Genomic DNA, 8373 nt, shown 5'->3' on the forward strand with positions numbered 1-8373 from the left:
TATGCAACTTTTTACTTTCAAAAAAATTACTAGCAATTAAATCTAAATCATCTTAAAATTATATAAATTATTTATTTTTAAACATATCATTCATAATAGTTATTGTTAACAGTGAAGAAGTATTTACTTAAAGTAGTAGTAGCTTCATCTTTTAATTATATTAATATTATTTATATAGTTGATTCTTAACATAAACAAATCACTAATTTTTGGAGGTTAAACAATGGAGGGATTTTTCGCTTATAATGCCTATGGTTTTAGATTTACAGGAGAACATCAAAATAAAGTAGTCGGCTTAAATTCGATTGGGTACGAACTACAACAAGAACATAGTTATCAATGGAATGGACTCAATCGCAAGGAAAATAATATCTTTATTTTCCAATATACTTTAAAGGGGCATGGTGCTATTCGCATAAAAAATAAGACATATACTTTAAATGCGGGCGATGCTTTTTTCGTCCAAGTTCCAAGCGATCATAACTATTATTTACCGCAAGAATCGAATGAATGGGAGTTTTTGTATTATACAGTATTCGGAGAAGAAGCTAATAGACTATTTAATAATATCACTAAAAACCATGGTCATATTTTCACATTACCGCTTCATTCTGAACCGATTAAACACATCTTTAAAACTTTAGAAACCATTGAAACTACAGGCATAACTAATAGTTACATTGGTTCTATTGCTGCTTATTCATTTATTATGAAATGCGTCGAATATTTTGAATATGGCTTACAGCGACCAAACGATTATCCTATTTCCATAGTTAAAGCTACTCAATTTATTAAAAAAAATTATAAGCAAGATATCACCTTAGAAGATATCGTTGAGGTTTCTAAGTTATCTAAATATCATTTCACTCGACAATTTAAAAAATATGTAAACGAAACGCCTATCAATTATTTAACCAATATACGTATCAATAACGCATTGCCTTACTTATCGCAAAATAATGTCAGTATAGATTGGATTGCTCAAGAAGTCGGTTTTCATTCGACTAATTATTTTAGTAAAGTATTTAAAAAGAAAATCGGTCTCTCCCCTAGCAAATATAGAAAAGATACGACAATGATGCCAGTAAATAAAATATTCACAGATTAAAAACAGCAATATTTTACTTTTTTCAGAAAAAATTACAGTTGAATAGTAATTAAATAATCTCTAACCTATAGATAAGCTATAGCGAATACTAAGTACTTAATTATTCAATACGAGTAAGTTTAATATTTCTGAGGTTCGAACCCATCATTTATTACTAAAAGGGGTACATATTATGAAAAAAATTACTTTTCTAGGCGCAGGTAGTACTGTTTTTGCTAAAAATGTTTTAGGTGACTGTATGACAGTAGATGCTTTACAAGATTTTGAATTTGCATTATTTGATATCAATGAAGCGCGTTTAAATGATTCGGAAATGATGTTAAATAATCTTAAAAAAGGTATGAATTCAACTGTAACTGTACGTTCATATCAAGACCGAAAAGAAGCATTAAGAGGAGCAAAATATGTCATAAACGCCATTCAAGTTGGTGGGTATGATCCAGCGACGATTACTGATTTCGAGGTCCCTAAAAATTACAATCTACGACAAACGATTGCTGACACATTGGGCATCGGCGGTATCTTTCGTAATTTAAGAACAATTCCTATCATGCAAGCATTTGCACAAGATATTAAAGAAGTTTGTCCTGATGCATGGTTTTTAAATTATACCAACCCTATGGCCGTATTAACGAATATCATGTTGCAAGAAGGCATAAAAACGGTTGGTTTGTGTCATAGTGTCCAAGTTTGCGCAAACGACCTTCTAGAATCATTAGACCTTCCAACAGATCATATTCAATCAAAAATAGCCGGTATTAATCACATGGCGTGGTTACTCGAAATCACGCGTGACGGCGAAGATTTATATCCTGAAATTAAAAAACGTGCGAAAGCAAAGCAACAATCTACACATAATGACATGGTGCGTTTTGAGCTAATGGACAAATTTGGATATTATGTCACAGAGTCATCCGAACATAATGCAGAATATCATCCTTATTTTATTAAAAGTGAGTATCCTGAGTTAATAGAACAATATAATATTCCACTCGATGAATATCCGAGACGCTGTGTAAATCAAATAGAAGCATGGCAACATATGCGTGATGATATTGTTAATGACCAAAACCTCACTCATGAGCGTACACATGAATATGGGTCTTATATTATTGAAGCCATGGAAACAAACGAACCATATAAAATTGGTGGCAATGTCTTAAATGCTGGTGGCTTAATTAGTAACTTACCTAAAAATGCAGTCGTGGAAGTACCATGTTTAGTCGATGCAAGTGGCGTTAACCCAACTTACATTGGAGACTTACCAGAACAACTGGCTGCACTTAATCGCACAAATATTAATACGCAATTATTGACGATAGAGGCTGCGTTAACTCAAAAGAAAGAAAAGATTTATCAAGCCGCGATGTTAGATCCACATACAGCAGCTGAATTATCGATTTCTGATATTATTGCGCTGTGCGATGATTTAATTGAAGCACATGGTGACTGGTTACCTACTTACAACTAAAAATATGCAACAACGTTCAAACAAAAAATTTCTCACACTATTTTGTAAGCGCTTTAAATAGCGTGAGTATTAAGGGGGATTTTATTTGAAAAGACAGGTAACCCGTAAAGCAAAATATTCATTTGGTACTGGCGCATTTGGTAAAGATTTAGTTGTAGGTCTGACTGGTACATTTTTAATGTTTTATTTCACAGATGTATTAGGCATTGCAGCAAGTTTTGTCGGAACTTTATTTTTCGCCGCTCGTATATGGGATGCGATTAACGACCCTGTTATGGGTATGATCGTTGATAAAACAAAAACTAAATGGGGAAAATTTAGACCTTGGTTAGTCATAGGAACATTAACCAACGCCGTTGTGACAGTCGTTCTTTTCACGAATTTTGGCTTAACTGGTACAAGTTTATATGTATTTGTGTCTATATTATACATTTTATGGGGAATGACCTATACAATGATGGACGTCCCTTATTGGTCATGGCTCCCAAACCTAACTAATAATCCAATAGAACGAGAAGAAGTTTCTATTATTCCACGTGTGTTTGCTAGTTTTGCCAATCTTCTTGTCGGCACTATCGGGTTAAGCGTTGTTTTATATTTTGCTGATACGTTTGGCAATGGTAGTCAATCTACTGGATTCTTTATGCTAACAGTCATTATTGCAGTGATATTTATCGTTGCTATAACTATTACTGTAAGAAATGTATATGAAGCGCCAACTAATATCGATACAGGTATTACATTACGCTTTAAAGATATATGGCGCATTTTATTTATGAATAAAGAGTTACTCGCATATATTGGTATACTCGTAACGTTTTTCTTAAGCATTCAAATTTTAGGAAATGTTGCTATATACTACTTTAGTTACGTCGCAGAATCTAAGTTCTTGTTCGCTTTATATAATGGTATGGGCTTTATGGAAATTATAGCATTACTTATGTTTCCTAAAGTTTCTAAATGGTTATCACGTGAACATGCCTTTCCTATAGCTGCTACGTCATTATCTATAGGGTTACTTATACTGTTATGTGCTAGCTTTTTATTCCCAACAGCTATGATTCCTGTAATTATTGGTACTGCATTAATTAAAATAGGTACCGGTCTTATCATGGGAATTATAACTGTTTCTATTGCTGATGTTATCGATTATAGTGAAATGAAATTCGGTCAACGAAATGAAAGTGTTATTACTTCTACACAAACATTTTTAATGAAAGTAGCGATGGCAGTAGCAGCATTATTAACAGGTTGGAGTTTAGAAATTTTCGGTTATCAACCTGGTCAAATGCAAAGTGATTATACTAAAAATGGGCTACGCTTTGTCATGATTGCACTACCTATTATTAGTGTTATTATTAGCTATATTATTTATCGATTTAGCTATAATTTAAAAGGAGGTTATTTAAAAGATATCGTTTCAGTATTAAATCTCAGAAATAAAAAGAAGCACAATCATGAAAACTATTAATATCAGCTAATTATATAAGAAACATAGCTAATCTTAGTATGTTTCTTATTACAGCATTAAATTTTTAATTTCATGATAACTAAAAATCGTATTGGTCATCTTCTTCTTGGAGTATTTGGTTATATACCTTTGCCATGCGTACTGTATCTTGGGCTAATATCGTAATTCTAAAATGCACGTCGTCATTAACGATTTGTTTATTGGAAAAGTCACTTTCTTCAATAAATACATACGTTTGCATCACATGTGCTTTCATATAACCTAAAATAGGTTTTAATTGCAATTCAGGAATTAAATAATGCTTTGAAGAGCCTGCAGTAACAATTAATCCAGCTATTTTGTTTCTGAATGCATTAACAGGTAATAAATCAAAGACATTTTTAAGCGCGCCTGGAATGGCAGCTTGGAAGACAGGAAATCCAATAAAGATAATATCCGCTTCCATTAATGTAGTAGTTAAATGTAATGTATCTCCCTCAGTATCTAAATAATTACGCCCATCCGGTTGTTGAATATGAAGCTCTCTTAAATCTAGTAACGTAATTTCATGATTTTCTTCTTGCTCTGCTAGCGCTTCTTGCAATCTATCTATAGCCACCCTAGTTTTTGAGCCGACCGGTGAACCAGATAATAATGCTATTTTCATCATATTCCACTCCTATTTAGATAAATGTTTATTAACTGCTGGTATAATGTCATTCCCAATTAATTCGATATTTTTCATGATTTTATCGAATGGTACGCCACCAAAGTCAATTTGTGCCATAAATCTTTGGTGTCCGTATAGTTCATGTTGATATAACAATTTTTCAATGATTTGTTGAGGACTCCCCACCATTAATGCTTCTTTTTCGTTAGTGGCTGCTGCAAATTGTTGCTTTGGATAACCCACACCACGAATAAATGACATCCCCGTATTAAGATGAGGATAGTATTCTCTCATTGCTTGTTGTGATGTTTCAGCCGTATAAAACAAACTTGCCGTTGCTACTGGTAGGCACTCAGGAGATGTATCAAAACCAGCTTCTTCCGCGGTCATACGATATTGATCTACAGCATCTTTAAAATTCATCGCTGGACCGCCCAATGTGGTAATCATCATTGGTACGCCTTGACGACCTGCTTTAATTGCACTCGCAGCCGGGCCACCAACCGCTCTCCAAATTGGAAGATTATCATCAACTGGTCTTGGGAAAATCTTCATATTTCTTAATTCCGGTCGATATTTACCAGACCAAGTAATGCGGTCATTGTTATTTAATTCTAATAGTAAATTTAATTTTTCTTCATATAGTTCATCATAGTCTCTTAAATCTATACCAAACAAATCAAAAATACCTGTACGTGACGCTCTACCAGCAACAACCTCTGCCCGACCATTAGAAATTAAGTCGATCGTCGCAAAATCTTCAAACACCCTTACAGGATCAGCAGCACTGATAATTGAGGACGAACTTGAAACTTTAATTTTATTCGTAGCTTGTGCAATAGCACCTAATACTACAGTGTGTGCTTGCGTTGTAAAATGTTCCTGATGGCTTTCACCTACCGCAAAAACATCGATACCAGCTTGTTCCGCAAGTTGACTTGCCTCTATAAGTTCATGAATACGCTGTTCATAACTTACCTTTTCACCATTATGTGGATTAAGTAAATGATCACCTAAAGAATACAATCCAAATTCGAGTTTGTTATTTTCGTTCATTTTTAAATTGCCCATATTCAAACACCTCTATCGTTCAGTTATTTTCTATTTCTACATTTACGCTATTAAATGTTTGTAACTAATGAAAGTTCATTGGCAAAACTTCACTGCTGATTCAATTATTCATAATAGAGATTAATGATTAACATTAAACCAATTTTCTTTTATAAAAGTAACTATCTCTCTTCGTATATTTTTAACGATTTATTTCTTTAATTTGCCTTAATCTTAACACATGATTTAATATAACTGTCATGTCAGGGGTTGCCATTTCAAATTAATATTGTCATATCAATATCACTAATTAGATAAAAATCAAAACAATTAAAAGCTACAATAAATATTTATATACTTTTGTTATATTAAGTGTCATTTTTCATTTAAATGTTCTATACAGCTATATACTTTCAATTTTATTGAGCGTATAAGTATATATATCCTTTTGTTGCCATTAGGAATATATTCAATCTCAATAAATATAAGCAGGTGGGTATAAATGATATTTTCATTAGCTAAAAGATTATTAATTGGTAAACCAAAAAGAAACAAAGAATTACAAAACGAAAAAATTAGTAATACGAAAGCGTTGGCAATATTGTCGTCAGATGCTTTATCATCTGTTGCATACGGCCCTGAACAAATTTTAATTGTACTTTCTGTATTAGGTGCTGTGGCAGCTTGGTATACTTTACCTTTAACAATTTTCATATTGATTTTGTTAGTCACATTAGTTTTATCTTATAGACAAGTTATTTATGCTTATCCAGAAGGTGGAGGGGCTTACACAGTATCAAAGCATAACCTTGGAGAGAAATGGTCTTTGTTAGCTGGAGGATCCTTACTTGTAGATTATATTTTAACTGTTGCTGTAAGTATTTCTTCTGGGACAGACGCCTTTGTAGCAGTATTTCCGAATTTATATGATTATCGCATCCTTATAGCTTGTACATTAGTCCTATTCATTTTGATTTTAAATTTACGGGGCTTAACTGAATCAGCTACCGTATTGTCTTATCCTGTATATTTATTTATCTTTGGATTAATTACGCTCATAATCGTAGGTGTTTGGAAAGTTTCCACTGGACAAGTTGAACCACAACAAACGTCAATAATCGGACATTCGGCGCCAGGTGTTACTTTATTCTTACTATTAAAAGCATTTTCATCTGGTGCGTCATCGTTAACGGGCGTAGAAGCAATATCAAATTCTGTAAATAATTTTAAAAATCCTGCACCTAAAAATGCTGTAAAAACATTGACTGTCATGGGCGGTATTTTAGCTTTTATGCTTATTGGCATCGTTTTTTTAACTTACTATTATGGCATAATGCCACAAAAAGAAACGACAGTATTGTCGCAACTCGCTAAACAAGTTTTCGGAGACAACGTTGCTTTTTATTTCATACAAGCTACAACCGTATTGATACTTATTCTAGCTGCCAATACAGGTTTCACAGCGTTTCCTTTATTAGCTGCAAATATGGCAAAGGATAAATACATGCCTCATATGTTTGTAGTTCGTGGCGATCGATTAGGTTATTCAAACGCTATAATCATTTTAGGAATATTTGCTATTTTACTCATTATCGCATTTAATGGAAAAACAGAAAACTTAGTTCCTTTATACGCAGTTGGTGTGTTTATTCCATTCACTTTAGCTCAACTCGGTATGGTGTTGAAATGGATAACAGAACGCCCTAACCATTGGCCGAAAAAATTAATCGTTAATACATTTGGTGCGCTCATAACTTTTACCATTTTGATGATTTTATTAATTACTAAATTTACTCATGTATGGCCAATTTTAATATTTTTACCTATAGTCGTTTTTATATTTGTAGCTATACACAAGCACTATATAAATATATCCAAACAACTAGATGTAGATAATTTAGAAAATGAAGAATGTGTGCAAAGTAAAAATTTAGCAATAATACCAATCAGTAGTATTACTAATGCCGTAAAGAAATCTATTTCGTACGCTCAATTGACTGCGGATGATATTATCGTTGTCCATGTATCGATCGGCGAAACAAACGATCAAAAATTACAAGAAAAGTGGCAATCATTATATCCAAATATACGGCTAGTTATCATTCATTCAGAATATAGAAATGTAATAAAAACAATCACTCGCTTTATTGATAAAATTAATAATAAAGTGAAAGCTGAAAATTATATGATTACCGTAATCATACCTCAGTTTATTACAAAGAAACGTTGGCATAACCTGTTACACAATCAAACAAGTTTTATGTTAAAAGTTCATTTATTTTATCGAAAAAATATTGTTTTATCGACAATACCTTATAAATTAAAAGTATAAGCAACCTTATAAATATGTAATTAACTTATCATTTATGATACAAAAAATCTCCCTTCATTTAATAATGAAGGGAGTTCTTATTACCTTATAAGAATTGATTCATGCGTTATTAAAATTATAGTGAATTAATTTTAACTATTTATGCAGTTACCCACTGTGAAGCGCCTTCTGTGTCATATAGTTTCTGAGCTGCTTGGTCTTGAACTGATTCAGGTGCTTCTGTAGGAGATTTACCTTGATATTCTGACGGTGCTACAGAATCCCATGTAGATTGTAGGAATTGATATTTACC

7 protein-coding genes are annotated in these 8373 nt (G+C 32.7%); 4 read left to right on the forward strand and 3 right to left on the reverse strand.

The window, feature by feature from the left end; all coding sequences use genetic code 11:
* Positions 1-223 precede the first annotated feature (223 nt).
* The 3 genes from RPL90_RS08565 (at position 224) to melB (ending at position 4050) form a co-directional block, all read left to right on the forward strand.
* Complete coding sequence (locus tag RPL90_RS08565) at positions 224-1108, forward strand: AraC family transcriptional regulator (protein WP_313547767.1); 885 nt, start codon at positions 224-226, stop codon at positions 1106-1108.
* A 172-nt stretch (positions 1109-1280) separates the two neighbouring features.
* Complete coding sequence (gene melA, locus RPL90_RS08570) at positions 1281-2579, forward strand: alpha-glucosidase/alpha-galactosidase (RefSeq protein ID WP_313547770.1); 1299 nt, start codon at positions 1281-1283, stop codon at positions 2577-2579.
* An 85-nt stretch (positions 2580-2664) separates the two neighbouring features.
* Positions 2665-4050, forward strand: coding sequence for a melibiose:sodium transporter MelB (gene melB / locus RPL90_RS08575; protein WP_313547773.1), 1386 nt, complete (start codon positions 2665-2667; stop codon positions 4048-4050).
* Between the two features lie 79 nt (positions 4051-4129).
* Here the strand turns inward: melB and RPL90_RS08580 are convergent, their stop codons facing one another.
* Positions 4130-4696 carry an NADPH-dependent FMN reductase gene (locus RPL90_RS08580; protein WP_313547779.1) on the reverse strand — a complete coding sequence of 189 codons (567 nt, stop codon included), beginning with the start codon at positions 4694-4696 and terminating at the stop codon, positions 4130-4132.
* A gap of 12 nt (positions 4697-4708) precedes the next feature.
* A complete protein-coding gene (locus RPL90_RS08585) occupies positions 4709-5770 on the reverse strand; it encodes an LLM class flavin-dependent oxidoreductase (protein ID WP_313547776.1) in 1062 nt (353 codons plus the stop codon).
* A gap of 484 nt (positions 5771-6254) precedes the next feature.
* Between RPL90_RS08585 and RPL90_RS08590 the strand changes: the two genes are divergently transcribed.
* A complete protein-coding gene (locus RPL90_RS08590) occupies positions 6255-8081 on the forward strand; it encodes an APC family permease (RefSeq protein ID WP_313547781.1) in 1827 nt (608 codons plus the stop codon).
* A 139-nt stretch (positions 8082-8220) separates the two neighbouring features.
* Here the strand turns inward: RPL90_RS08590 and RPL90_RS08595 are convergent.
* Positions 8221-8373: transglycosylase family protein (locus RPL90_RS08595; RefSeq protein ID WP_313547783.1), on the reverse strand; the 153-nt coding region annotated here is incomplete at its 5' end.

The sequence above is a fragment of the Staphylococcus kloosii genome, from assembly GCF_032139365.1.
GTDB classification, from domain to species: domain Bacteria; phylum Bacillota; class Bacilli; order Staphylococcales; family Staphylococcaceae; genus Staphylococcus; species Staphylococcus kloosii_A.

What these genes read in the sequence shown, in the direction of transcription:
- RPL90_RS08565 (WP_313547767.1), top strand. Translation starts at nt 224, where the DNA reads ATGGAGGGATTTTTCGCTTATAATGCCTATGGTTTTAGATTTACAGGA.
- melA (WP_313547770.1), top strand. Translation starts at nt 1,281, where the DNA reads ATGAAAAAAATTACTTTTCTAGGCGCAGGTAGTACTGTTTTTGCTAAA.
- RPL90_RS08580 (WP_313547779.1), bottom strand. Translation starts at nt 4,696, where the DNA reads ATGAAAATAGCATTATTATCTGGTTCACCGGTCGGCTCAAAAACTAGG.
- RPL90_RS08585 (WP_313547776.1), bottom strand. Translation starts at nt 5,770, where the DNA reads ATGGGCAATTTAAAAATGAACGAAAATAACAAACTCGAATTTGGATTG.